A 22,287-nucleotide genomic window follows, 5' to 3' on the forward strand; every position below is an offset into this window, starting at 1 on the left:
ACGTTTGGGCGGCGCCGAACGCTATGTAGGCAAGACCGCGAAGGTGCGGTCCCGGAGTGCACACGGGGGTGGCGCTTCTTCTCCCTCAGCGAGAGGAACGGCGAGGGCCGTGACGACAGATCAGAGCGGAGCCGCGCCCGCGGCTGCCGGCGGGGCCGTGGGATGCGCCCGCCGCGGACGGGGAGGCACCCGGTGAACCACGACGAGGCACACGGCGACCGCCTGCCCCGCGCGAAGGCCGACGACGACCCGGACCCGGACGCCGCCGTCCAGCCGCTGGACTTCCAGGCGTTCCACGCGCTCTACCGCGGCGCGTACGTCCGCTGGGCGCAGATGTACCTGGGCTCGCGCGCGGACGCCGAGGACGCGGTGCACGAGGCCATGCTCGAACTCCTCCGGCACTGGCGCAAGGCCCTGGCCCAGCCCGAACCGGCCGCCTACGCCTGGTGGTTGGTGAAGAACCGGGTACGGGACGCGGCCCGCTCCCGCAGCCGCCGGCAGAAGCTGGCCGACGCCATCTTCACCACCGAGCTGGCGCACGACACCGTCGACCCGATCGGCGCGCTGGAGGTCAGCATCGCGCTGTGGGAGGCCATCGACGCGCTGCCCGAGCGCCAGCACGACGTGTTCCTCATGCGGTACAGCCTCGGCTACACCGTCCGGCAGACCGCGGACCTGCTGGGGATCACCGAGGCCACCGTCCGCTCCACCGCCCGCGACGCGCGGCGCCGGCTCGCCGCGGCGCTCGACCCCGACCTGAAGGGACGCGAAGATGCCCGTGTCGATGCCTTTTGAGCAGATCCTGGCGAAGGCGCGGCTGCGCACGCCGGAGTACACCCGTGAGGAGCTGGTCGCCGCGCAGGCGCGGCTCGCCGAGGCCGCCGCGATGCGGCACATCATGTCCGGAGCGCTCACCTTCGACGACGCCACCAGCCCGGACCTGTGGTGCGAGCCGGTACGGCCCGGCCGCTGGGAGTCCGGCCACCGCGGCGAGACCGAGGACCGCGAGCGGCTGGACGCGGCGGACGACCTGCGCCACCTGTGCAAGATCGTCATCACCCAGGCCAACGCGCTCCAGACGATGTCCGCCTTCGTCAGCGGTTCGGTCGAGGCCGCCGACGACCCCAGCCGCATCCTCGAACCCGAGGGCGCCCGGGTGCTGGCCTGCGTCCTGCACCTCGCCGCCCGCGAGGACAGCGCGCGCTTCTGGTGGCAGTTCGCCTCCGGCGCGGACGACGGCGAGGCGAAGTTCTGCCTCTTCCTGCACCACCTCGCGCTCGGCGAGGTACAGGAGGCCAACTGGTGGCACGACCAGATCCCGCGCCGCGGGAAGGAGTTGTGGGCCCGCGCGGTGCGGGAGGGCCGCGACCGTGAGACCGCTGCCGCGGCCACCTGCCTGCACGCCGTCGCCCGCCGCAAGACCGTCCCCGACGAGGCGACCGCCGTCGTCGGCTACGTCCGCTCCGCCGTCCGCTTCGTCGACGACTCCCTCGACCTCCCGCTCCCCGCGGACGGCTTCGCGGCGAAGATCGAGGAGATGACCGGCGGCCGGGTGGCCGCCGGCGCCTGAGCCCGACGGCTCCGACACCCGCGCGACCGGCGGGCGGGCCGTCGCGGAAGGAGGAGGAGATGCCGACCGGCGGTGACGGGTTCGTCGTCCTCGACGAACTGCCCGCGGCGCTCGCCGTGGTCGACCGGCTGCTCGCGGTGGCCGGGCCGGAGGACCGTCCCGGCCTGGAGAAGGCGTCCCGCGCGCTCGCGCTCGCGCTCGCCGCCGGCCCGCGGTCTGGGCGTCCTGGAGGCGGGCGTCCTCGCCAGGAGGGCGGCGGAGCGCGGGGCGGCGGAGACGGCCGGGGAGGGTGAAGGGAGCGGACCTTCGCGGGCGCGTCTGTCAGGGGCGCGACCGCGAAGGTCCGAGGGGAACAACGTAACGATCATTATCCGCGGGCGGGAGCGGTACTCACTCGCAGGCGTGAGGCGGGTCCGGAACTTCACCCGATTGCCCGCCGTCGGCAAAGGGGCTCGCGCCGAGCGGACGACTCGTCCCGCCCACCGACCTGACGGCAAGTCAACTGACGTCGCTGGTAGGGGTGCTGGGCGGGATGAGGACCGCCGCGCCGTTGACGCGGTCGGCGGCGAGGTCGGCCAGCGCGCGGTCCGCCGCGGCGAGCGGGTAGCGGGTCACCGTGGGGTGGATGCCGATCCGCTCCGCGGTCGCGAGGAAGTCCCGGCCGTCCGCACGGGTGTTGGAGGTGACGCTGCGCAGGTTCCGCTCCTGGAACAGGTGGTGCTGGTAGTTCAGCGCGGGGATGTCGGACAGGTGGATGCCGGCGACCGCCAGGGTGCCGCCGCGGTCGAGGGCCGCCAGCGCGACCGGCACCAGGTCGCCGACCGGGGCGAAGAGGATCGCCGAGTCCAGCGGCTCGGGCGGGGCGTCGTAGGCGCCGCGCGCCGACGAGGCGCCCAGGTCCAGGGCGAGCCGCCGGGCCGCGGCGGACCGGGTCAGCACATGGACAATCGCGCCCTCGGCGAGCGCCACCTGCGCGGCCAGGTGCGCGGACGCCCCGAAGCCGTACAGCCCGAGCCGGCCGCCGGACGGGAGCGCGGCGCGCCGCAGCGCGCGGAAGCCGATGATGCCCGCGCACAGCAGCGGCGCCAGCTCGGCCGGGTCGGCGCCGCCCGGCAGCGGGTAGGCGAACTCCTCGGGCAGCAGCGTCAGTTCGGTGAAGCCGCCGTCGGCGTCCCAGCCGGTGTAGACCGACGACGGGCACAGGTTCTCGCGGCCGGCCCGGCAGTAGCGGCACACCCCGCAGGTGCCGCGCAGCCACGCGCCGCCCACCCGGTCGCCCGGCGCGAAGCGGTCCGCGCCCTCACCGGCGGCGACCACCCGGCCGACGATCTCGTGGCCCGGAACCGTGCCCGCCCGGTGCGGCCGCAGATCGCCCTCCGCGAGATGGAGGTCCGTACGGCACACCCCGCACGCCTCGACCCGTACCGCGACCTCGCCGGGTCCCGGCCGCGGCACCGGCCGCCGCACCGGACGCAGCGGTCCCGAGGCGATGGGCCCCGGCTCCGCGACCGCCCAGCCGCCCACGTCCCCCGCACCGGCGGACTCGTCCATACCCCCAGCATGCGCCGCCCCCACCGGCGCGGCAATCCGCGCCCGCCGTGCCCGTTACCGCCGGCCACGGTCTGGTTGCGGGGGAGGGGACCTCGTACGGTGTGAATGATCACCGACCGAGCGCACCCACAGGAGTCCGAGGACTATGCCCGCTGACATCACGCTTCCCTTCGAGAAGGGCAGCCATGTGCTGTTCATCGGCGACAGCATCACCGATGCCGGCCGTACCAAGGACAGGGCGCCCTACGGCGGCGGCTATGTGAGCCTGATCCAGGCCCTGGTGACCGCACAGGCCCCCGAGCTCGCCCTGCGCTGGACCAACCGCGGGGTCTCCGGCGACACCGTGCGCGACCTCGCCGGGCGCTGGCAGGCCGACGTGCTGGCCGAGCGGCCGGACTGGCTCTTCGTGAAGATCGGCATCAACGACTGCTGGCGGGGCATCGAGGGCAAGGCGGACGAGGCCGTGTCCGTCGAGGAGTACCGCACGACGCTCTCCGGGCTGCTGGACCGGGCCATTGCGGAGACCGGCTGCCGGCTGGTGCTCGCCACGCCGTACCTCATCGAGGGCGACACCTCCGACCCCTGGCGGACCGAGTCGGACCGCTACGTCGCCGCCGCCCGCGAGGTGGCCGCGGAGAAGGGGCTGCCGCTGATCGACGTGCAGGCGGCCTTCGACCGGGTCCTCGCGCACACCGCGCCCGCCGACTGGGCCGGGGACCGGGTCCACCCGGTGCTGGCCGGGCACGCGGTGATCGCCCGCGCCTTCCTCGCGGTGATCGGCGAGCTGGGGGCGGCCGGGGCCGCCTGACGGCCGGGCACGGGCAGGGGCGCCGCCGGGACGGGACCGGCGGCGCCCCCTTGCCTGTGCCGCTACCGCGGACCCGCCGCCCCCGTCGCGGCCCAGCCAGGTACTGGCTGTGCCTGTATGCGCCCGAGCCGTTCGACAAGGCTGGTCGCATGACGAACAACAGGGATGATCAGAACAACCCGCACAACCAGCACAACAGCGGCAACCGGGGCGATCGGGGCGCCGCCCCCATCGGCCTGCTCGCCGGCAAGGTCGTCCTCATCACCGGCGCCAGCCGCGGCATCGGCGCGGCCGCCGCGCACCTCTTCGCCGCCGAGGGCGCCTCGGTCGTCCTCGCCGCCCGCGGCACCGACGCGCTGGAGCGGATCGCCGCCGAGATCCGCGCCGCCGGCGGCACCGCGGACGCCGTCCCCCTCGACCTCGCCGACCGCGCGAGCGTCCGCGCCGCGGTCGACCGCGTCGAGCAGCTGCACGGACGGCTCGACGGCGCCTTCAACAACGGCGCGGCCGGCCAGCACCCCGGCCCGCTCGACACCACGAGCGACGAGGTCATCGACGAGCAGTTCGCGGTGAACTTCCGCGCGCACTGGACCGCCATGAACGCCGAGGCGGCCCTCATGCGGCGCGGTGGCGGCGGGGCGATCGTCAACACCTCCAGCATCGGCAGCCGCCGCGCCAACCCGGCGCTGCCCGCCTACGGCGCCATGAAGCGCGCGCTCAACAGCATCACCGAGAGCGCCGCAGTGAGCTGGGCGCCGCACGGGATCAGGGTGAACGGCATCACCCCGGGCGGTACGGCCACGGAGATGATCGACGCGTGGGAGGCGGCCACGCCGGGCGTCGTGAAGGCCATCGCCGCGTCCACCCCGCTCGGCCGCATGGCCGAGCCCCGTGAGGTGGCGGAGGCGGCGGCGTGGCTGCTGTCCGACCGCGCCTCGATGGTGACCGGCGCGATCCTGCCGGTCGACGGCGGCGCCGGCGCCTGAGCAACGGGCGCGGCCCGGTATCGGGCGGTCGCCGGGTGAGACGGGTACGGTCCCCGAGGCGTGGTGCCTCGGGGACCGGTATCCCGTGGGGGGAGTCGACCGGGCCGGCCGGCGCGCCGCCTTCGCGAACGCGCCTGGCCGTACCGCGATGTGACGGTACGTCAGCCCGGGATGATGGAGAACGAGCCGCCGTTGAGCGCGGTCTCGGTGTACTGGCCGCTGTCGATGGCCTCGGGGCCGTAGGTGTCGAAGGACTGGCCGTTGACGGTGATGCCGCTGAAGTCCTGCTCGTCGAAGGACGGGTAGCTGCCGGTGGGCGACTCGATCACGGCCTCGGCGCTCACGTCGTCGGCGGACAGCGACTTCTGGGTGGTCTTGGACCAGCCCTTGGTGGTGTCGGACAGCTTCAGGGTGTACGCGCCGCCGCCGTTGTCCACGACGCTGGCGGTGAAGGCGTCGCCCGCGTCGACGGACTCGTCGTAGTAGACCGGCGCGGCCGGGTACATCTCGTACCAGGCCGAGTACTCCGGGCTGCCGTTGGAGCAGTCGACCTGGACGCCGGTCTGCTCGACGGTCGAGGAGCCGTAGCCGTCGATGCCTATCCACGGCGCGTACAGGTCGTTCGTCGAGTTGCAGGTGACCTCGGGCATCGTCCAGGAGCCGGAGATGTCGGTGAAGCCCGAGCCGCGGGCGACGTAGCCGCCCCAGTTGCTGTCGCCGGAGAAGCCGTGCAGGGGCTGGGCGTAGTGCGCGGTGCCGAACTCGACGCTGGGTGCGACCGCGCTCGCGGGTCCGGCGAGGGAGGCGCAGGACAGTGCGAGCAGTGCGGCGGCGGCCGCCCTTGCGGGGGCGGCTGTGCGGAACTTGTGCATCCGGTGAACTCCAAAGGTGTGGGAGTTGCGAGGGTGGTGGGGGGAGTCGGCCGGCCGTCCGCATGCCCACGTGGTTGTGGGTGGAGGCTGGCCGATCAGGCCGCTGTAGCGATGCTGCGGGCTGTGCCGGGTGGGGCGGAAGGGGCGGGCTGCTACCGGATGCCGCAATGGCGTGAACATGACAACACTCGGAGTGGTGACAGCCGGCGCGCCGAAGTGGCCAGGTCCGGGCGGGAGTTCGCCGCTGATGTGGGGCGGGGCGGCAAGTGCCGTACGCCGTATGCGGGTTCGGGCCCTACGGCAGGGCGGCGAAGGACGGTACGCCCGACGTCCGCGGCGCGAGCGCCGCGGGCGTCGGGAGGGGCGGGTGGGGGCGTGGCCGGTGGTCGGGGGCGCGGGCTCAGCCGTAGGAGCGGGGCTCAGCGGTAGTAGTGGCCACCGTCGAGGTCCTCGGCGAGGCTCGGGCCCTGCGGCGTCCAGCCCAATACCGTACGGGTGGCCTCGCTGCTCGCCGCCATGTCCGTGCCGTAGAACTTCGCGAGCCAGCCGAAGTGCCCGGCCGCCTCGCCGACCGGGACGGAGACGACCGGCAGGCCGAGACCGCGACCGATCACCTCGGCGATCCGCCGGGTGGGTATGCCGTCCTCCGCCGCGGCGTGCAGCGTGGTGCCCGCCGCCACTTCGCGGTCCAGGGCCAGCCGCACCACACGGGCCGCGTCGCCGCGGTGGACCGCGGCCCAGCGGTCGGTGCCGTCGCCGATGTACGCCGAGACGCCCCGGTCCCGGGCGGTGGCCACGATCCCGGCGAGGAAGCCGTGGTCGCCCGCGCCGTGCACGGTGGGCGCGAAGCGCGTGACGACGGTGCCGACCCCGCGCTCCACCGCCTCCAGCGCGAGGTTCTCGCTGCCGCCGCGCAGGGAGTCGACGCCGTGGAACGGCGACCGGTCCTGCTCGGTCGCCACCCGTCCCGGGGTCAGGAACGCCAGGCCCGAGGCGACCACGAAGGGCCGGCCGGAGCCGGCGAGCGCGTCCGTGATCGCCTGTACGGCGCCGCGTTCGGCCTTGTTGGTGCCCGCCTGGTCGGCGAAGTCGTGCTTGTTGGCGAGGTGGACCACGGCGTCGGCGGCGGCTGCCGCGCCGCGGATGCCGCCGAGGTCGTCCAGGTCCCCGCGGACGGCCCGGGCGCCCTTCGCCGCGAGCGCCGTGGCCGAGGCGTCCGAGCGGGCGAGCCCGGCGACCTCGTGTCCGGCGCCGAGCAGTTCGTCGACGACGGCCGAGCCGATCCAGCCGGTCGCTCCGGTGACGAATACACGCATGTCGTTCTTCCTTCGGTTCGGTCCGCGGCACGTCGGGTGCCGCGGCTGGTGGGGTGGTCGGCGGCCCGTGCGGGGCGCGCCGTGGGGGTGGGGGTCTCGGGCGCGGGCCGGGCGTGAAGTCCGCGGCGCCGTCGCGCCGTCGGCCCTGTCCACCGCCTCCGGTCCGCTGCCTCCGCCCAGCCGCCTCCGGTCAGAGCCGGGCGTCCGCGCGGCCGGTCAGGCGGGAGAGGAGGAGGACGAGGGCGCCCGCGGCGAGGACGGCGACGCCGACGGCGCGCAGCCCGGCGTCCGCACCGGAGGTGAAGGCGCCGACGACGGCGGGCGCGCGGTCGGCCGGGGCGGCGGCGAGGGCCTGGGCCACGGTGCGCGGGTGACCGGCGGCCTCGACGTCGGCCGGGAGCGCGGCGGTGAAGCGCGCGGTGAGCACCGTGCCGATGACGGCCACGCCGAGCGCGCTGCCGAACTCCCGTGTGGTCGCCTGGAGTCCGGCGCCGACCCCGGCCTGGGCCGGCGGCAGCGAACCGGCGATGGCGCCGGAGAGCGCCGGCAGGGCCAGTGCCACTCCGGTGCCGGTGACCAGCAGCCATCCGGCGTAGGCGGCGTACGGCGTGCCCGCGCCGACCGTCGACAGGCCCAGCAGCCCGCCGCCCACGAAGGCGAAGGCGAGCGCGAGGGTGGCGTCCAGGCCGATCCGCCGCGCCAGGCGGCCGCTGCGGCGCGCGCCGGCCATGAGCGGCACGGTCAGCGGGATGATGCCAAGTCCCGTGCGCAGCACGCCGAACCCCTTGCCGTACTGGAGGAACGACGCGTTGACGTAGAACAGCGCGAACATCCCGAAGAAGACCGCCGTCATGCCCAGGCAGGCGCTGCGCAGAGCCGGCAGGCGCAGCAGCCGCGGGTCGAGCAGGGGGTGCGCGGCCCGTAGCCCGACCAGGGTCCATACCGCGAACAGCGCGGCGGAGCAGGCGAATCCGGTGACGACGAGCGGACTGCCCCAGCCCTGCTCCGGGCCCTGCACGATGCCGAGCAGCAGGGTGACCGACGCGGCGACCAGCAGCGCCGCGCCGAGCGGGTCGAGCCGGCGGTCGTGGCGGGCGGAGACCGGGGCGATCCGGGCGGTCAGCGCGGCGAGCAGCAGCGCGACCGGGACGGCGGCGGCGAACAGCCAGCGCCAGGCGCCCCCGGACAGCACCGCGCCGCCGCCGACGTTGCCGGCCACCCCGCCGATGCCGGTCATCGACGCCCAGGTGGCGACGGCCGCGCCCTTGCGTGCCTCCGGCACCGCGTGCAGCAGCACGGCCAGCGTGTTGGGCAGCACCGCGGCGGCGCCGACACCGGTGGCCGCGCGGCCGGCGAGCAGCAGCGGCAGGCCCGGCGCGAGGGCCGAGAGCAGCGCGCCCGCGGCGAAGAGCAGCAGCCCGGCGAGCAGGACGCCCTTGCGGCCGAACCGGTCGCCCGCGGCGCCGCCCGGGATCACCAGGCAGGCGAAGACGATCACATACGTGTCGACGATCCAGATCAGCGCCGACGCGGACGGGTGGAGCCCGCTCGACGCGAGCAGCGGGACGGCGAGGTTGACCGCGGCGACCATGCCGACGACGAGGACGACGCAGGCGCACATGACCGCTGTCAGGCCGCGCGGCGCGGCGCCGCCGTGGGAGAGCCGCGGGCCGTCCGGCGCCGGGGCACGGCCGCTGATCATTGCGTGGGTTGGCATGCCGACGACGCTACGAACCCCGGTGCCCTTCGTGCCACGCAACATCAGCAATCACACATTGCGTACCATGCAACTATGGCCGAGCAGCTCGATCTGAACCTCCTGCGCGTGTTCGACGCGCTCCTCCAGGAAGGGAGCGTCACCGGGGCGTCGGAGCGGCTGCACCTGTCCATCCCGGCGACCAGCCGGGCGCTGGGCCGGCTGCGGCGGGCGATGGACGACCCGATCCTGGTGCGGGCCGGCCGCGGGATGGCGCCGACGCCGTTCGCCCTGCGCACCGCGCCGCGGGTGCGGTCCCTGCTCGACGAGGCGTCCGCGCTGGTCAGCGGCGACCGGGAGGTGCCCGTCTCCGAGTTGGAGCGCACCTTCACCGTCCGGATCAACGACGGCGTGGCCGCGACCCTCGCCCCCGCCGTCGTCGACGCCGTCGCGGCGGCCGCCCCCGGAGTGGTGCTGCGCTTCGTGGCCGAGGGCAGCGAGAGCGTCGAGGCGCTGCGGGACGGCTCGGTCGACCTGGACATCGGCGTCGGCGATGTCGCGGCGCCCGACATCCGCAGCGCCGTGCTGTACCGCGAGCGGCTGGTCGGCGTGGTGCGCGCCGACAGCCCGCTGGGCGCGGCCCGCCGCCCGACCCTGGCCCAGCTGTGCCGCCACCCGCACGTGTCCGCCTCCCGGCGCGGCCGGGCCCGCGGCCCGCTCGACGACGTGCTCGAAGCGGCGGGCCTGCGCCGCCATGTCGCCGCCGTCGTCCCGACGTTCGCGGTGGCGTCGCTGCTGGTCGCCTCCAGCGGCTACGTCGGCCTGGTCCCGCAGCGCCTCGCCGAGCAGTACGGGGCGACGCTCGGCATCCGCTGGTTCGCGCTGCCCGCGGACCTCCCCGAACTCGACGTCCGCCTCCTCTGGCACGCCCGCCTGGACGCCGACCCACCCCAACGCTGGCTCCGCACCACCATCCGTACGGCTCTGGCCTGACGAGGGCCCCCACGCCCGCCTGCATGTGCGCGCCGGCCGTTTGGTCACGGTATGCCCGCTCGGAACATCCCAGGCAACTGCGACCGGTGACCTTCGGAACACGAGGTGCGACCTTCTGCTGGCGGGGCGTCAGCTAGAGTGCGACGAATAGCTAGTCGCACAATGCGCCTAGCAGAGTGAGAAGTTGGCCACGGGACGTGCTGATGTCACCGCCCGCGTGGCGAGTTGGCCGAAGGAGTGACATGACCCGAACGGTGGACCCGAGCGTGACCAGGCGCAAACTCCGCAGGGACCTGCGCCGGGCTCGGGAGCACGCCGGCCTGACGCAGCGCGAAGCCGCGAAGCTGCTGGAATGGTCACCGTCGAAGCTGATCCGGATCGAAACGGGTCAGGTCGGTGTGTCCGTCACCGATGTCCGTGCGCTGGCCGATCTCTACCAGGTGACCGAGCGGGCGCAGGTGGAGCAACTGGTGGCGGACGCCCGCAACAGCAAGGGGTCGAGCTGGTGGGCGAAGTACCACGACGTGCTGTCCCCGTCGTTCGGCCAGTATCTGGGCCTGGAAGGTGCGGCGGAGCAGGTGTCCGCCTACCATCCGGTCGTCGTGCCGGGGCACTTGCAGACCGGCGGCTACACCGAGGCGCTTCTCGAGCCGCGGGTCGAGCCGGCGCGGGTGGCGCGGGTGGCGGCACTGCGCCAGGACCGCCAGACGCACCTGCTCGACGGGACGGCGAACCTCTCCTTCGTGATCGACGAGGCCGCACTGCGCCGCCGGATCGGCAGCCCGGCGGTGATGCGCGGACAACTGGACCACCTGCTGGAGGTGGCCGGGCATCCGCGCGTGGACCTCAGTGTCCTGCCGCTGGACTTCGGGGCGCACTACAGCACGATGGGCAGCTTCGTCCTGCTGGGTTTCACCGACGACGCCGACGTGCTCTACCTGGAGCAGGCCACCGGCAGTGTCACCACCGGGGACGACCTCGCCCTGCTGGCCCGCTACCAGGAGTGCTTCGAAGTCCTCACCGCCGGAGCCAGGCACGGAGAGGCCGCCCGCGCGCTGATCGAGCAGGCCAAGGAGGAGACCGGCAAGGACTGAACACCTGTCGTCGGGTTCTTGCTGGAGACCGAGAGAGTTTCAGGCCAACAATGCGGAGTACTGCGCAGGACGGCAGCGCTGAGGACGGTGCGGACCCGGGCGGCGACGAGCCCGGCGCGGACCGGTCGGCTGCCGGGCACGTCTCGGACAACGACGTGCTGCTGAGCGCGCTGGGCGACCGGGGGCGCTTCGATCAGGTGCTGGAGTACCGGGCGCGTCGGCACGCACAGGAGATGGAGCGCATCGGCGCCGAGACCGAAGCGTACGAGCGTCGCACCTCGGCCGACGCCGATGCCCTTCGGCGGGTGGAGACCTCGCGTGCGCAGCAGCAGCGGCGCACCGTCATCGTGCTTGGGCTGATCCTTCCGTGCCTCGCGGTCTGCGGCCTGCCGGTGGCGGTGCTGGTGGAGCTGTCGCACCACCGCGCCCTGCTTCCGCTCGGTACGGTCGGGAGCTGCGTGGCCACCGTACTGGTCGGAGTCGTGGTGCCCGCGTGCGTGGCGGGCAGGAGGCGGCCGCCGCTCCAGCGGATCGTCGCGTCGCTGACGCGCTCGGCGGGCGGGGCCCGGGACGACGTCAGCGGGCCGACCAGCCGGTCGACGGCCGACGGTTCCGGGACGAGCCCGGCCGCGTCGGAGCACACGGCGACTCCGGCGGCGGGTCCATCGAGTCCCCGGTCGCATGACCGTCCGGGCCGGAACTCGGGCCCTGACCAGCCGTCAGAGCCTGGGTGAGGTCGGGGTGAACCGCGTCCGGAGCGGATGCCGGCGGGGACGGGTACGGGGACGGGGGCGCGCAGCGACGTCGCGCCCGTATCACCTGGGCACACGCCGCCCCGAGGCCGAGTGCGGCGGTGAGGACGACCGCGGTCGCCAGCCACACCGCGGTCCGGGCCGCGGGTCCGTCCACCGCCTGTGCCGTGAGGCCGGCGGCGACGAGCACGAACGCGGCGCTGCCCGCGCCGAGTGCGACCAGCGCCAGCCGGCGCCGCCACCGCGCGCCGGGCACAGGCGGTGAAGGGGCACGGGAGCGCTGCACGCGGTCCTCGCCGTCGGTGCTGCTCACGCGCCTGCCTCTCCCACACTCGCCACGACGATCACGGTGTCCCGAACTGCCCGGTCGCCACGGCCGCGACGAACTCGCGCCAGGATTGGGCCGGGAACACCAACTGAGGGCCGGTACGGTCCTTCGAGTCGCGAGCCCGCACCTGGTCGGTATGGAGAGCCACCTCCACGCACTCGTACTCGTTTCCGCTGAAGCTGCTCTTGCGCCATCCGCCGGACGTGTCGGGCATCAAGATCACCATCCCCCCAACCGGCCGGTCGTAGGCCGGTCCCGCAGTCGCGCGCCGCTCGGTCCGGATCGCTTCGGTGAGCGGAAAAGGTGCGGTGGAATTCCGCAGTATCTGTCTCCGCGCACAGAGCGGTCCATACCCGTGCCGCGCCTCCGAATAAGGGGGATACCCATTTTGCGGTGGCAAGACACAACCCAGCCCGCGTTGAACGCTAAAGCACCGGGTCGACCGGTGGCAAGAAGCATACCGAAGGGCATGTGCGGCGGCTGCAGGCGGTCATGGTCTCGATGAGAGGGCTACGAACGCCCGCTCGGGCGCGCCCGAACGCCAATAGCGAGCCGGCGTACGCGCGGTCGCCCGATCGTGCCGCGCACCGGCTTATGCGGGGCATGTTTGACACCCCATCAACGAAGCCTGGTGGCGGGGGCGTCGAAGCGGCCGATGGCCGGTCGTGGGCGAACTCGCCTCGTTCACCTGCGAGGTAGTGGGCTTTGGTACGTCTGCGGGCGGGGTCGGCGGCTGGGATTCCCGGATTCCGCGGGCGCCGCCCGAGCCCGGTGCGGCGGCGGCCAAGAAGGCGGAAGCGGTACGTTCCCGGGTGAATCTGCCCGTCGCTGCTCGATTTCGGCCCATCCCTGTGTGCGGGTCCACTAGGTTGTGAACCCCGATCCGCGCCATTCGGGTGGTCATTTGACTTATGACTATGCCAAGAGCGCGAGCCGAACTGCCACGTGTGCTCGCATGATCGCGGAATGTAGTTCCCGTGAGGGAAATATGGAAAATACGTGCCCCGGGGCAGCGGGTCGGACCTTCTCCTTGAGAGGCGAGTGCCGGAGCCGTTGCCAGGGGCAACGGGCAAGGGAGCAGGAGCGAAGGGGGCGGGGCAGCGGTAAGGGGTGGGTGGGTCAGTCGCGGGACATCCAGGTGGCCACGTCGGCTTCGTTGCCCTCGGGGTCCACGAGGGTCCACCACGCGGGGGCGTGGGCGTCGGAGAGCAGGCGGCCGCCGGCGGTGATGGCCGCGGCGATCCGCTCCTCGGCCTGGTCGTGGGGGACCGCGACGTCGATGTGGAGGCGGTTGCGCTCGGTGCGCGGGGTGCTCATCTCCTGGAACCAGAAGGGCGGTTCGCTGCCGTTGGGGTCCACCAGGTCGGCCTCGCCCGCGTCGCGGTAGCCGAGCAGGGCGCGCCAGAAGGGCATCACCTGCGGGCCGACGAGGGCGTCCACCGTGATCTGCACGGACTTCAGCGCGCCCGGGTCGGCGGGCGCGCCCAACTCCCGGGCCGCCCCGGAGATCGCCCGGGCCAGGGCGACATCGCGCTCGCTGAGCCCGCCGACCTCATGGGTGGTCAGCCGCACCGTCACGCCCGGGTAGCGCAGGTCCACGTCGGGGTGGTGGTTCGCGGAGTCCGCGAGGGCGCCGATCGCGTCCACCAGCCGCACGCCGGTCGCGAACGACCCGGTGCGGAAGTACGCGCTCGCGCCGTCGAAGAGCACCCGCCAGTCGTCGACCCCGGCCGCCTCGTGGAACTGCCTCGGTGTGATGCGTTCGACCATGCGCGGCAACGTAACACCGCCGGGCCCGGCGGTGCCCCAGGCGGGCGGCGCGGCCGTGGCGGGCCGCCGGATTCCACCCGGGCGGCGGCGCGGCCCCGACCGCCCGCACCCCGTCCCTCCCGGCGTCCCGCCGGCCCGTCCCGCCGGGTGCACCTTTGCCGGTGCGGGCCGGCGAACACCCCCGAAGGAGCGGAGTTCGGACGGATTCCGGTCATCTTGCGCACGCCTGGAGGCCGTACGGCGGCCATATGGCACCTTGCTAATGAACAGGCGGCCGCCCGAACTTCCGGGGCGGCCGCCCGACGTTGGAAGGAGCCTCACACGTGACATCCGACGCATTCCCACCGCAGGCGGCCCGGCACACCCGGCGGCGGTTCCTCACCGTGACGGGCGCGGCGACCGCCCTCGCCTTCGGCGTCAACGTGGCGCACGCGGCAGCGGCGGGCGCCGCCACGCCGTTACCGGGCGACCCGTTCACCCTCGGTGTCGCCTCCGGCGACCCGCTGCCGGACGCGGTGGTCATCTGGACCCGGCTCGCCCCCCAGCCGTACGAGCCGCTGGGCGGCATGCCCTACCACGCGGTGCCGGTGAGCTGGCAGGTCGCCAGCGACGAGCGGTTCCGGCACGTGGTGCGCTCCGGGACCGCCACCGCGCAGCCCGAGTACAGCTACAGCGTGCACGTCGACGTGCGCGGGCTGCGGCCCGGCCGCCACTACTGGTACCGCTTCAGATCCGACGGCCACCTCAGCCCGGTCGGGCGGACGAAGACCGCGCCCGCGCCCGGCGACCGCCCGGACCGCCTCACCTTCGCCGTGGCCTCCTGCCAGTCCTGGCCCGACGGCTACTACACCGCGCACGCCCACCTCGCCGCCGAGGAGGTCGACGCGGTGCTGTTCGTCGGCGACTACATCTACGAGTACGGCATCTCCGCAGCGGGCGGGCTGCGCAACACCGCCGACCCGGTGCCCGACCAGTTCCGCACCGAGGCCGACACCCTCGACCGCTACCGGCTCCAGTACGCGCTGTACAAGTCCGACCCCGACCTGCAAGCCGCCCACCAGAACACGCCCTGGATCGGCACCTGGGACGACCACGAGGTGCAGGACAACTACGCGGGCCTGTACTCCAAGACCCTCGCCCCCATCGACGACTTCACCGTCCGCCGGGCCAGCGCCTACCGCGCCTACTGGGAGCACATGCCGCTGCGCACCCCCGCGCCGCAGGGCCCGGACTACCTGCTCTACCGCCGCCTCACCTTCGGCCGGCTCGCCGAGGTCAACGTGCTCGACACCCGGCAGTACCGCTCCGACCAGGCCGACGGCGACCTGTGGAAGCCGGACAACCCCGGCCGCGACGACACCGCCCGCACCTTCGCCGGCGCGCAGCAGCGGCGCTGGCTGCTCGACGGGATGGGCGCCTCGCACGCCACCTGGAACCTGCTCGCCAACCAGGTCGTGCTGAGCCGGATGGACCTGGACGCGAGCGGCACCCCGACGTACAACATGGACGCCTGGGACGGCTACACCGCCGAGCAGACCGCCCTGCTCGACGGGCTGGCCGGGCTGCGCGCCCGCAACCCCGTGGTGGTCACCGGCGACGTGCACGCCGCGTACGCGATGGACATCAAGCGCGACTTCGACGACCCGGACTCGCCGGCGATCGGCGTGGAACTGGTCGGCACCTCGATCAGCAGCGGCGGCAACGGCGTGGACGTCTCCGTCAACGGCCAGAACTTCCTGGACCACAACCCGCACCTGAAGCTCGTCAACGAGCGGCGCGGCTACATCGTGGTGGAGCTGACCCCGCACGCGCTGCACGCGTCCTACCGCGCGGTGCCGTACATCGACCAGCTCGGCGCGCCGATCAGCACGATCAGGAAGTTCACCGTCGAGGCCGGGCACCCCGGCCTCAACCCGGCGTAGGGGGAGAGCATGCGAGTGACGACTTCGCCGGGGCTGCGCGGGCTGGCCGCGGCCGCCGTGGTGCTGCTGTGCGCGGTGTTCGCGCCGGGCCGGGCCGCGGCGGCCGGCCAGCAGCTCACGCTCGGCTCCGACGTCGGCCAGGTGCTGGTCGACCCGGTGCCCTGCGCCGTGCAGGGCTTCCAGTTGCAGTTCGGCAACGCGGGCTCCGCCGCGGTGTACGCCGACGCGTTCATCGACGCGCCCGCGCCGCTGACGGTGTCCCGCTCGCTGGTCTCCAGCTACCTGCCGCCCGGCTACACGCTCAAGGTGGAGATCGACGTGTCCGCGCCGCGTACGACGCCGCCGGGCGACTACACGATCAGCGTGCACGCCGGCGACCAGCAGCTGTCCCTGCCGGTGCACGTCAACGCGGCGCCGATCAACGACACGGGGAACCTGGTGCGCTACATGCAGGTCTCCGCGTCGTCGGAGAACCTGCCCAACTACCCGGCCTGCGGGGCGGTGGACGGCGACCGGACCTCCGCGAAGTGGGGCGCCGGGGGCGGCTGGAACGACGCCACCAAGGGCAGCTTCCCCGACTGGCTCCAGGTCACCTTCGACGAGCCCACCACCGTCGGCCGGGTGGACCTGTACACGCTGGACTCGGCGAAGTACCCCGCGGCCGGCTACGGCCTGTCCGCGTGGGACGTGGAACTGCTGACCGACGGCAGCTGGCAGACCGTCGCCCAGGTACGGGACAACACCGCGGCCGAGGCCGCCTCGGCCTTCACCCCGCAGACGGCGACCGCCCTGCGCGTGGTCACCCTCGCCAGCAACGAAGGGCCGACCTACTCCCGCGTCGCGGAGCTGGAGGCGTACGCGTCCTGACCCCGCACCGCCGCAAAGGGGGCGGGGCCTGGCGGCCCCGCCCCTGCCGACACGCCCCGGCGCCCTACCGACAGGCCCCGGCACGCGCCCCGGCCCTACGGCCTCAGCCCCGGTCCGCCCGCACCGGCAACCTCCAGTTCGGCCGCGGGAAGTGGCACGTGTACCCCTCCGGATACCGCTCCAGGTAGTCCTGGTGCTCCGGCTCCGCCTCCCAGAACGGCCCCGCCGGCGCCACCTCGGTGACGACCTTGCCCGGCCACAGCCCCGAGGCGTCCACATCGGCGATGGTGTCCTCGGCGACGGCCTTCTGCGCGTCGTCCACGTAGTAGATCGCCGAGCGGTAGCTCAGCCCGATGTCGTTGCCCTGGCGGTTGGGCGTGCTGGGGTCGTGGATCTGGAAGAAGAACTCCAGCAGCGCGCGGTAGTCGGTGCGCTCGGGGTCGAAGAGGATCTCGATCGCCTCCGCGTGCGTGCCGTGGTTGCGGTAGGTGGCGTTCGGGACGTCGCCACCGGTGTAGCCGACCCGGGTCGCGATCACGCCCGGCTGCCGGCGGATCAGGTCCTGCATCCCCCAGAAGCATCCGCCGGCCAGTACGGCCCTCTGCGTCTGCGCGGCCATCTCGGTCCTCCCACTCGTGAGCTCGCTCGCGTTCTCGGCGATCCTGCACGAAGGTGAACGCTTTCCGGCCCGCCGCGATTCCATGCCCGCGCTGCCGCCGCGCAGCGGGGGTGTGCGCCATGGCGGCGACGGCGCGAACCCCGGTGGCCGCACGGAAATGCGCCGTCAGGGTGGAGCGGGAGGCGCGTGCGTGCGCCGGACACGTGAGCCGGGGCGGCGCGGCGCGACGCTGTGATCCTGTCTCCCCGCTCACCTTTCGGAGCCCTCAGATGAAGCGCACTGCCCGGGTGGCCACCTGCGCCGCCGCAGCCCTGGTCGCCGCCGCACTGGCCGGCTGTTCCTCCAGCACCAAAGCCACCTCCGCCGCCGGCTCGTCCCCGAGCGCCAACAGCTCCGGCGGCTACGGCGGCGCCACCACCGCGACCACCCCGACCGGCCCCTCCGCCTCGGTCAGCTCCGCGATCGCCAAGGGCCAGGCCACCGTCGCCACCAAGAGCGCGGGCAAGCTCGGCACGATCCTCGTCGACGGCAAGGGCCGCACCCTCTACCTCTTCCTCGCCGACAAGACGAAGAACGTCTCCACCTGCACGGGCGCCTGCGCCGTGGCCTGGCCGCCGCTGCTGACCACCAAGGGCGCCGCCAAACCCGGCAAGGGCGCCGACCAGAAGATGCTCGGCGTGGCCAAGCGCTCCGGCGGCATCAACCAGGTCAGCTACAACGGCCACCCCCTCTACTACTACAGCGGCGACACCAGCCCCGGGCAGACCAACGGCCAGGGCCTGAAGCAGTTCGGCGCGCTGTGGTACGTCGTGAATGCCCAGGGCAAGCAGGTCACGAGCTGAGCGGGCAGGCCGGCGAGCCCGGCGGGCGGCGGCACGGGCCGGGTGCCCGCGCCGCCCTCGCCGTGCTCGCCGTCCTGGCGCCTTTCGCCGTCGGTGCCGGCCTCTACGTCTTCGGCCGGGAGCACACCCCCGACTACACCAGCGGGCTCTACGGGCAGCACGGCATCGACGCGATCGACCTCAAGGCCCGGCTCGGCAGCGCCCTGTTCTGCCTCGTCCTGCTCCAGTACGGGATCGCGCTGTGGATGACCGGCCGCATCCCCCGGGTGCCGGCCGCGCCCGCCCGCGTACGCACCGGGCACCGCGTGCTCGGCTACCTGCTCTTCCTTTTCTCGCTGCCGATCGCCTACCACTGCCTGGTCACGTACGGCATCGAGACCACCTCGGCGCGTGCGGCGCTGCACTCCTTCGCCGGGTGCGTCTTCTACGGCGCGTTCGTGGCGAAGGTGATCGTGGTGCGCAGCAGGCGGCTACCGGGGGTGCTGCTCCCCGCCGTGGGCTCGCTGCTGCTCGTCACGGCGGCCCTGCTCTGGTACACCGCGCCCCTCTGGGTACTGGGCGGCTACACCGTGCCCGGCTTCTCCAGCGTCTTCCCGCCGGGCTGAACAGCCGGGCCGCACGAGTCGGGGCCCGCGCTGTCACCGCCTCACGCGAGCCGGTTGACCACCGCGGCGAACAGCGCCGGGAAGCGCGCCGCGGCCGGCACGATCCGGGCCGCCGTCCCCGGACAGCCGCGGGCCCGCAGCAGCAGCGTGGTCAGGGCGCGGTGCCGCCGCGACATCGCGGACCACGCCCGTTCGTACGCCTCCGGCCGGCCGGCGCGCACACAGCGGACGAGCTCCGCGGCGCCGCGCACCGCCAGCGAGACGCCCTCGCCGGTCAGGGCGTCGACGTACCCGGCGGCGTCGCCCACGAGCAGGACCCGGCCGGCGACCCGGGCCCGGACCGGCTGCCGCAGCGGGCCGGCGCCGCGCACCGCCGTCGCCGCGGTGGGCGGCAGGCGGGCGGTGAGCGCCGGGAAGGCGGCCAGGTGCTCGTCGAAGGGCGCGCGGTCGCAGGTCAGCAGGGCGACCCCGACCAGGTCGGGCCCGACCGGCGTGACGTACGCCTCCGCGCGGGCGGACCAGTGCACCTCGACGCAGTCGCTCCACGGCGGCACCGCGAAGTGCCGCCGCAGGCCGTAGCGGGCGGGCGCGGGGCCGGGCGGCCCGGACAGGCCCAGGGCGCGCCGGATGGGGGAGTGCAGGCCGTCCGCGGCGGCGAGGTAGCGCGCGGTGAGGCCCGCGGCGGCCACCCCGTCCGCGCCCTGCCGTACCGCGTCGATCTTCAACGGCAGGACGGGCACGCCGAGTTCGGCCGCCCGGCGGGCCAGGGCCGCGTGCAGTTCGGTGCGCCGTACGCCCCGGCCGGGCCCGGCCCGGAAGTGCGCCTCGGCGGCGTGGCGGGCGTCGACATAACGGATGCCGCGCAGCGGGCGGCCGCCGACGGCCACCCCGATCCCGGACAGCGCCGCCACGGCCGCGGGCATCAGCCCCTCGCCGCACGCCTTGTCCACCGGGCCCGGCCGGGGCTCGGCCACCACCACCTCCAGGCCCGCCCGCGCCGCGTGGATGGCGGTGGCGAGCCCCGCCGGGCCGCCCCCGGCGACGAGCAGGTCGATCACGGCGCGGCCACCGCGACGGCCGGCGCCGCGCCCGGGGCGGCGGCCAGCGCCGCGTTCTCGCAGCGCAGCCGGACCGCGAGCAGCGGCGCGTCCAGCAGCGTGAAGCACAGCGCGGTGACCCACGCGCCGTGCACCAGCGGCAGCGCGGCGCCCTCGACGACGACCGCGACGTAGTTGGGGTGGCGCAGCCACCGGTACGGTCCGCCCGCCACCAGCGGCAGCCCCGGCACCACGACCACCCGGGTGTTCCAGCGCGGCCCCAGCGTGCGGATGCACCACCAGCGCAGCGCCTGCGCGGCCACTACCAGGACCAGCATCGGCCAGCCGAGCGCGGGCGTGAACGGCCGCCCGCCCCACCCGGTCTCCAGCAGGCACCCGGCCAGCAGCCCGGTGTGCAGCAGCACCATCGCCGGGTAGTGGCCGCGGCCGTGCTCGACGCCGCCGCGGGCGCGGCTCCACGCGGTGTGGCGCCGCGCGGTGAGGAGTTCGGCCAGTCGCTCGACGGCGACCAGCGCCACCAGCACGGTGTACGGGGCGGGCGGGGCGAAGGACGTCATCAGCGGCCTACCAGGTCAGAAGGACGAGTTCGGAACTGAAGCCCGGGCCCATCGACACCATCAGCCCGGGCGTCCCGGCCAGCGGCAGCGGCCCGTCGAGGATGTCGCGCAGGATGTGCAGCACCGACGCGGAGGAGAGGTTGCCGACCTTCGCCAGCGAGCGCCACGACGGCTCCAGGGCGCGGGCGGGCAGATCGAGGCCGGCCCGGACCGCCTCCAGCATCTTCGGGCCGCCCGGGTGGCAGATCCAGCCGCCGACGTCGACCGGTTTCAGGTCGTGGCCGGCGAGGAAGTCCCGTGTCTCCGGGCCGACATGGCGCAGCACCGTGTCCGGCAGGTCGGGGCCGAGCACGATCCGGAAGCCGCGGTCGGTGGTCTCCCAGCCGAGCAGCCCCTCGGTGTCGGGGTAGAGGCGGCTGCGGGTCGCCACCGTCCACGGGCCCTGGCCGGGCGGGGCCGCCCGCGCCGCCGGGTGGTCCCGGCCCACCGCCACCACCGCGGCCGCGCCGTCGCCGAACAGGGCGCTCGCCACCATGCCCGCCGCGGACGGCTCGCCGGGGCGGACCGTCAGCGAGCACAGCTCCACGCACAGCAGCACCGCCACGCCCGCCGGGTGCCCTTCGAGGTAGTCGTGCACCCGCGCCAGCCCGGCCGCGCCCGCGACACAGCCGAGCCCGAAGATCGGCACCCGTCTGACGTGCGGGGACAGCCCGCACCGGGCGGCCAGCCGCGCCTCGACCGACGGCACCGCGAGGCCCGTCACCGACGTCGACACCACCAGCTCCACGTCGTCGGCGGCGAGCTCCGCGCGTGCCAGGGCGCCCCGGAGCGCCTCCTCCGACAGGCGGGTGGCCGCGTCGACGTACGCGGCGTTCGCCGCGCCGAAGCCGTCCAGGGCGGCGTACTGCTCCAACGGCAGGGCCAGATAACGGCACTTGACGGTCGAGGCCGCGTGGAAGCGGTCCAGCACGCCCCGGCCCTGCCCGCCCACCGCCCCCATCGCCACGAGGGCGTCCGCGATGTCGCGCTGCTCGTACCGGTGCGGCGGCAGCACAGCGTGGACGCCCACGATTCGGCTCATCGCCTCAGCATAGGAAGAACCACCGCAAATCCGGCCAGGCGCGACCGAGAGCCGCCCGGACGACCCACCCGTCGCGGGCGCGGCGAGCCGGGGCCGCCGCCGGGGCCGGGCCGCCTAGCGTGGCGGACGTGGCAATGGAGGCGAGGGTGCGCGGCGGCGCGGTGCGGGGCCTGGTCAGGGCGTCGCACCCGGAGCCGACCGCGGCGGTGACCGTGCTGGTGACGGCGCTCGCGGCCGCGTCCGGGCAGAGCCCGGGCGGGTGCGTGCTGGTCGCGGTCGCGGTGCTCGGCGGCCAGCTGTCGGTCGGCTGGTGCAACGACGTGGTGGACGCCGACCGGGACCGCGCGGCCGGCCGTACGGACAAGCCGCTGGCCGCCGGGGTGCCGGCGCGTGCCACCGCCGCGGCCGCGGCCGCCGCGGCGCTCGCCGTGTGCGTCGTGGCGTCGCTGGCGTGCGGGGCCGCGGCGGGCGCCGCGCACCTGGCCGGGGTGGCGGCGGCCTGGGCGTACAACCTGGGCGTGAAGCGCACCGCGCTGTCCTGGCTGCCCTACGCCGTTGGGTTCGGGCTGCTGCCCGCGTTCGTGACGCTCGGCCTGCCCGGGCACCCCGGCCCGCCGGGCTGGGCGGTCGCGGCGGGCGCGCTGCTCGGGGTCGGCGCCCATGTGACGAACGTGCTGCCGGACATCGACGCGGACCTGGCCGCGGGGGTGCGCGGGCTGCCGCAGCGGCTCGGGCGGCGCCGCAGCCGGCTGCTCGCGCCGGTGCCGCTGCTGGCCGCGGCCGTCGTCCTCGTCCTCGGGCCGCCCGGGCCGGTCGGCCCGGCCGGGTGGGCCGCGCTCGCCGTGACCGGCGGGCTGGCGGTCGCCACGGTGCGCACCGCGGGCGCCGGCACCGGCAGCCGGGCGCCCTTCCTCACCACGCTGGCGATGGCCGTCACCGCGGTCGTCCTGCTCCTCGCGCACGGCGGCGCGCTGGCGTGAGGGCCGCGGCGCCGGGCCCG

At 74.6% G+C, this 22,287-nt stretch carries 24 protein-coding genes; 14 read left to right on the forward strand and 10 right to left on the reverse strand.

The window, feature by feature from the left end:
* Positions 1-192: 192 nt before the first annotated feature.
* The 3 genes from WA788_RS20480 to WA788_RS20490 are packed head-to-tail and all read left to right on the forward strand — an operon-like array spanning position 193 to position 1,863.
* Complete coding sequence (locus WA788_RS20480; protein ID WP_335979386.1) at positions 193-795, forward strand: sigma-70 family RNA polymerase sigma factor; 603 nt, start codon at positions 193-195, stop codon at positions 793-795.
* Positions 785-1,570, forward strand: coding sequence for a hypothetical protein (locus WA788_RS20485; RefSeq protein ID WP_335979387.1), 786 nt, complete (start codon positions 785-787; stop codon positions 1,568-1,570). Before WA788_RS20480 ends, WA788_RS20485 begins: the two co-directional genes overlap by 11 nt.
* A 59-nt stretch (positions 1,571-1,629) precedes the next feature.
* Positions 1,630-1,863: a hypothetical protein gene (locus WA788_RS20490; protein ID WP_335979390.1), complete on the forward strand. Its 234-nt coding sequence runs from the start codon at positions 1,630-1,632 to the stop codon at positions 1,861-1,863.
* A gap of 205 nt (positions 1,864-2,068) precedes the next feature.
* Here WA788_RS20490 and WA788_RS20495 read toward each other — a convergent pair whose 3' ends face one another.
* Positions 2,069-3,121: a zinc-binding alcohol dehydrogenase family protein gene (locus tag WA788_RS20495; RefSeq protein WP_335979392.1), complete on the reverse strand. Its 1,053-nt coding sequence runs from the start codon at positions 3,119-3,121 to the stop codon at positions 2,069-2,071.
* A gap of 145 nt (positions 3,122-3,266) precedes the next feature.
* Between WA788_RS20495 and WA788_RS20500 the strand changes: the two genes are divergently transcribed.
* Positions 3,267-3,929, forward strand: a complete 663-nt coding sequence (locus WA788_RS20500) for an SGNH/GDSL hydrolase family protein (RefSeq protein ID WP_335979395.1) — start codon at positions 3,267-3,269, stop codon at positions 3,927-3,929.
* A gap of 149 nt (positions 3,930-4,078) precedes the next feature.
* Positions 4,079-4,915, forward strand: a complete 837-nt coding sequence (locus WA788_RS20505) for an SDR family NAD(P)-dependent oxidoreductase (protein WP_335979397.1) — start codon at positions 4,079-4,081, stop codon at positions 4,913-4,915.
* A 161-nt stretch (positions 4,916-5,076) separates the two neighbouring features.
* On the opposite strand, the gene WA788_RS20510 is transcribed toward WA788_RS20505, so the two are convergent.
* The 3 genes from WA788_RS20510 to WA788_RS20520 all read right to left on the reverse strand — a co-directional run bounded on the left by WA788_RS20510 (position 5,077) and on the right by WA788_RS20520 (position 8,820).
* Complete coding sequence (locus WA788_RS20510) at positions 5,077-5,787, reverse strand: G1 family glutamic endopeptidase (RefSeq protein ID WP_335979399.1); 711 nt, start codon at positions 5,785-5,787, stop codon at positions 5,077-5,079.
* A 419-nt stretch (positions 5,788-6,206) separates the two neighbouring features.
* Complete coding sequence (locus WA788_RS20515; RefSeq protein ID WP_335979401.1) at positions 6,207-7,103, reverse strand: SDR family oxidoreductase; 897 nt, start codon at positions 7,101-7,103, stop codon at positions 6,207-6,209.
* Between the two features lie 190 nt (positions 7,104-7,293).
* On the reverse strand, positions 7,294-8,820 hold the full coding sequence (locus WA788_RS20520) for an MFS transporter (RefSeq protein ID WP_335979403.1): 1,527 nt from the start codon (positions 8,818-8,820) through the stop codon (positions 7,294-7,296).
* 75 nt (positions 8,821-8,895) lie between these two features.
* On the opposite strand from WA788_RS20520, the gene WA788_RS20525 reads away from it, so the two are divergent.
* The 3 genes from WA788_RS20525 (at position 8,896) to WA788_RS20535 (ending at position 11,620) form a co-directional block, all read left to right on the forward strand.
* Positions 8,896-9,792 carry a LysR family transcriptional regulator gene (locus tag WA788_RS20525; RefSeq protein WP_335979405.1) on the forward strand — a complete coding sequence of 299 codons (897 nt, stop codon included), beginning with the start codon at positions 8,896-8,898 and terminating at the stop codon, positions 9,790-9,792.
* A 242-nt stretch (positions 9,793-10,034) separates the two neighbouring features.
* Entirely contained in the window at positions 10,035-10,886 is an 852-nt protein-coding gene (locus WA788_RS20530; RefSeq protein WP_335979407.1) for a helix-turn-helix domain-containing protein, read from the forward strand.
* Between the two features lie 50 nt (positions 10,887-10,936).
* Positions 10,937-11,620: a hypothetical protein gene (locus tag WA788_RS20535; protein WP_335979409.1), complete on the forward strand. Its 684-nt coding sequence runs from the start codon at positions 10,937-10,939 to the stop codon at positions 11,618-11,620.
* Between the two features lie 362 nt (positions 11,621-11,982).
* Here the strand turns inward: WA788_RS20535 and WA788_RS20540 are convergent, their stop codons facing one another.
* Together WA788_RS20540 and WA788_RS20545 are read right to left on the reverse strand one after the other, a co-directional pair.
* A complete protein-coding gene (locus tag WA788_RS20540; protein ID WP_335979411.1) occupies positions 11,983-12,180 on the reverse strand; it encodes a DUF397 domain-containing protein in 198 nt (65 codons plus the stop codon).
* 905 nt (positions 12,181-13,085) lie between these two features.
* On the reverse strand, positions 13,086-13,736 hold the full coding sequence (locus tag WA788_RS20545) for a VOC family protein (RefSeq protein WP_335979414.1): 651 nt from the start codon (positions 13,734-13,736) through the stop codon (positions 13,086-13,088).
* A 323-nt stretch (positions 13,737-14,059) separates the two neighbouring features.
* On the opposite strand from WA788_RS20545, the gene WA788_RS20550 reads away from it, so the two are divergent.
* Both WA788_RS20550 and WA788_RS20555 read left to right on the forward strand, forming a co-directional pair.
* Positions 14,060-15,658 carry an alkaline phosphatase D family protein gene (locus WA788_RS20550; RefSeq protein ID WP_335979416.1) on the forward strand — a complete coding sequence of 533 codons (1,599 nt, stop codon included), beginning with the start codon at positions 14,060-14,062 and terminating at the stop codon, positions 15,656-15,658.
* 15 nt (positions 15,659-15,673) lie between these two features.
* A complete protein-coding gene (locus tag WA788_RS20555; RefSeq protein ID WP_335979418.1) occupies positions 15,674-16,525 on the forward strand; it encodes a discoidin domain-containing protein in 852 nt (283 codons plus the stop codon).
* A 103-nt stretch (positions 16,526-16,628) separates the two neighbouring features.
* Here WA788_RS20555 and msrA read toward each other — a convergent pair whose 3' ends face one another.
* Positions 16,629-17,144, reverse strand: coding sequence for a peptide-methionine (S)-S-oxide reductase MsrA (gene msrA / locus WA788_RS20560; RefSeq protein ID WP_335979421.1), 516 nt, complete (start codon positions 17,142-17,144; stop codon positions 16,629-16,631).
* A gap of 16 nt (positions 17,145-17,160) precedes the next feature.
* On the opposite strand from msrA, the gene WA788_RS20565 reads away from it, so the two are divergent.
* Genes WA788_RS20565 through WA788_RS20575 form a run of 3 tightly spaced genes read left to right on the forward strand, consistent with a single transcriptional unit; the run spans position 17,161 to position 18,591 of the window.
* Positions 17,161-17,379 (forward strand): hypothetical protein, encoded by a 219-nt coding sequence (locus WA788_RS20565; protein ID WP_335979422.1) that lies wholly within the window; start codon positions 17,161-17,163, stop codon positions 17,377-17,379.
* Between the two features lie 34 nt (positions 17,380-17,413).
* The gene (locus tag WA788_RS20570; protein ID WP_335979423.1) at positions 17,414-17,986 is read left to right on the forward strand and encodes a COG4315 family predicted lipoprotein; all 573 of its coding nucleotides are present in this window, start codon (positions 17,414-17,416) and stop codon (positions 17,984-17,986) included.
* Positions 17,944-18,591 (forward strand): DUF6529 family protein, encoded by a 648-nt coding sequence (locus WA788_RS20575; protein ID WP_335979425.1) that lies wholly within the window; start codon positions 17,944-17,946, stop codon positions 18,589-18,591. Before WA788_RS20570 ends, WA788_RS20575 begins: the two co-directional genes overlap by 43 nt.
* 41 nt (positions 18,592-18,632) lie before the next feature.
* Here the strand turns inward: WA788_RS20575 and WA788_RS20580 are convergent, their stop codons facing one another.
* The 3 genes from WA788_RS20580 to WA788_RS20590 are packed head-to-tail and all read right to left on the reverse strand — an operon-like array spanning position 18,633 to position 21,287.
* Positions 18,633-19,649, reverse strand: coding sequence for an NAD(P)/FAD-dependent oxidoreductase (locus WA788_RS20580; protein ID WP_335979427.1), 1,017 nt, complete (start codon positions 19,647-19,649; stop codon positions 18,633-18,635).
* Complete coding sequence (locus WA788_RS20585; protein WP_335979429.1) at positions 19,646-20,206, reverse strand: isoprenylcysteine carboxyl methyltransferase family protein; 561 nt, start codon at positions 20,204-20,206, stop codon at positions 19,646-19,648. Before WA788_RS20585 ends, WA788_RS20580 begins: the two co-directional genes overlap by 4 nt.
* Positions 20,207-20,213: 7 nt before the next feature.
* On the reverse strand, positions 20,214-21,287 hold the full coding sequence (locus tag WA788_RS20590; RefSeq protein WP_335979430.1) for a type III polyketide synthase: 1,074 nt from the start codon (positions 21,285-21,287) through the stop codon (positions 20,214-20,216).
* A gap of 134 nt (positions 21,288-21,421) precedes the next feature.
* On the opposite strand from WA788_RS20590, the gene WA788_RS20595 reads away from it, so the two are divergent.
* Positions 21,422-22,267: a UbiA family prenyltransferase gene (locus WA788_RS20595; RefSeq protein ID WP_335979603.1), complete on the forward strand. Its 846-nt coding sequence runs from the start codon at positions 21,422-21,424 to the stop codon at positions 22,265-22,267.
* The last annotated feature ends 20 nt before the right edge of the window (positions 22,268-22,287 follow it).

This window comes from Streptomyces sp. CA2R106, from assembly GCF_037034245.1.
GTDB lineage: Bacteria > Actinomycetota > Actinomycetes > Streptomycetales > Streptomycetaceae > Actinacidiphila.